This is a genomic window from Phormidium sp. CCY1219, assembly GCF_055795085.1.
In genome coordinates this window covers 1-2174 of the sequence record NZ_JAYFEQ010000824.1, presented here as the reverse complement: position 1 = coordinate 2174, position 2174 = coordinate 1, and the positions used below count along the sequence as shown (strand labels likewise).

General features: G+C 47.7%; 4 protein-coding genes. All 4 read right to left on the bottom strand.

Annotation, left to right across the window (positions count from 1 at the left end; all coding sequences use genetic code 11):
• Window positions 1–59 precede the first annotated feature (59 nt).
• Window positions 60–524 (bottom strand): dihydropteroate synthase, encoded by a 465-nt coding sequence (locus AC0QH1_RS25835; protein WP_324634316.1) that lies wholly within the window; start codon window positions 522–524, stop codon window positions 60–62.
• Between the two features lie 94 nt (window positions 525–618).
• A complete protein-coding gene (gene tmpR / locus AC0QH1_RS25830) occupies window positions 619–1338 on the bottom strand; it encodes a bifunctional dihydropteridine reductase/dihydrofolate reductase TmpR (protein WP_324634315.1) in 720 nt (239 codons plus the stop codon).
• Complete coding sequence (locus tag AC0QH1_RS25825; RefSeq protein WP_324634314.1) at window positions 1331–1816, bottom strand: NUDIX domain-containing protein; 486 nt, start codon at window positions 1814–1816, stop codon at window positions 1331–1333. Before AC0QH1_RS25825 ends, tmpR begins: the two co-directional genes overlap by 8 nt.
• 163 nt (window positions 1817–1979) lie before the next feature.
• The coding region (locus AC0QH1_RS25820; protein ID WP_324634313.1) for a hypothetical protein at window positions 1980–2174 on the bottom strand (195 nt) is incomplete at its 5' end.

Genomic DNA, 2174 nt, shown 5'->3' with positions numbered 1-2174 from the left:
GCGTGAGGCACTTAGGCGGGTCAGCTACCTAAATTAACGAGGCACGAAGCCCCGCTACTTCAGAGCGGGGTGCTGACTCGATACATTTCTTCGCTATTTTCCCTGCCAGTAAAGTTGATAACATTCGCTCCCATCTTGAGACAGTCTCGGGCTACTTCCGGGTAATAAGTTTCGATAGAGGTTACCACCCCTTCGTTGCTTAATGTCTCCAGAATAGGTTCCAGTAGATTATTTTGTTGGGATTCATCGGATCTTTGTGTATTTGGGGAACTCGCTTCTACTCCGATATCCACGATGTCCGCCCCTTGAGCTGTTAAAACCTTGCCGCGACGAATCGCTTGTTCTGGGTTATAACAAATCGAGTCTTTCCACCAAGAATCCGTAGAAAGATTCATCACGCCCATCAAGGCTGTTTTTGAATTAAAGTTAAATTGTTTATGGCCTATGGCAAATTCTACTACTCGTACATTGTAGTCTTCTTTATGTTTGGCGTAGATTTCGTAGATATCTTCCAGGGTCAGCATTTTGAATCTCTTATCCTCCAAAATAGTAATTTCACTTCAAACCACAATTTTCCAGTCTTTCTATTCTACACCTATTTCGGCAGTTTCGGCAAAACTACAACCTCCAGCCCCCGGCAACTTCCAAAACTTGTCCGGTGATGTAATCGGATTGCGGATTGATAAAGAAACCCACCGCATTGCTGAGTTCTTCTAAGGTGGCCGGTCTTTGGGTTGGCAAGAGGGGAATCGTTTCCTCTAAGCCCACGGAATTTTCTGCCACTCCTGGCGAAACCACATTGGCGGTAATGTTGTGTTTCGCTAACTCTTTCGCCAGAGACTTCGTATAAACAATAATCCCGGTTTTCGCAATTCGATAGGCTGACTGTTCGTCATCTGCAATCGAATGTTGGGCACTGGCAAATGCAAAGTTGACGATCCGTCCCCAACCGGCTTCTTTTAGGTAAGGAATTGCCGTTTGAGTCACGTAAAATGTGGCATTGAGATTGGAATCGAGCATCTCATGCCACTCTTTTATAGAAGTTTGCCCGATCGCCTTTTCCAAATAGTTACCCACATTATTGACAACTACTGATAAGCCGCCGAGTTCTTTGGCTGCATTTTCCACTAGCAATTGCGCCGCTTCGGGTTGGGTAATATCGGCTTGTAGGGCAACGGATTTTACTCCCCACTTCGCTGCTTCTTGACTGGCTTTTTTGGCCGCTTCGGCACTTCTGTTGTAGTGAAAGGCTACATCAAATCCTTTACTGGCCAAATCCAGCGCGATCGCCTTCCCAATTCCCACTGCCGATCCGGTGACTAACGCTTTTTTAAACATGGTTATTGCCCCCTAGATTGTCATTCAAATCGTTAATTTCCCTGTGAATATAGTCCTCAACTAATACCCGGGTGTAGGTATTGAGAGGATAGTCTAAAGCCGCTTCCGGACTCACCCATGCCCACTCGACAATTTCTTCGTTGGGCGCGATCGCCTCTTTCTCTGAAAAGGCATAATAATTCACCATGATAAAATGGGCTTCATACAAAAACTGCGGGTCTCGCACCGCTTCTTGCAGCAACCCGAAGCGGATGTGGCTCAACTCTAACCCCACTTCTTCTCGAAATTCTCTTTTCAGTGCGGTTTCTAGGCTTTCCCCCCACTCGACTTTCCCCCCCGGTACTCCCCAGGTTCCCTTCCATTTTGTGGTTTTGACAATTAACACGCGCCCACTGGAATTTGCAACCAGTGCGCCTACAGTGGTCAAGGGAAATTGTTTCTGACGCGATAAGGGTTCGATTGGGGTTGCTTGTGGCATTTCGATCGCAGGAAATAGGGTGGTAAAGCGATTTGATTCGCTTACGGGTCAATTTTTCACCTTACCACAAAATTGGCTTGCGTGCTTTTAGGTTATTTGCCCTTTCGCGCGCGGTGGATTGCCCTACATGGATTTGTTCAAAGCAAGCCCGCGTGATAAGTCTTTACAGTCGATTGGGGAACCGGGCATCGGTGGTGTATTTGGCAGGGGTTGACTCGCGAATCGTCTTCACCACCGGACCTCTAGACCCCGCAGAAGAAGGCGATCGCGGTGGGTGCCCTAACTGTTCGAGAGGTGCCTCAAAATCATTCAACCCCGGAAGGAAAACGAGCGATCGCCGGCATGTCAGCTTGCGGTC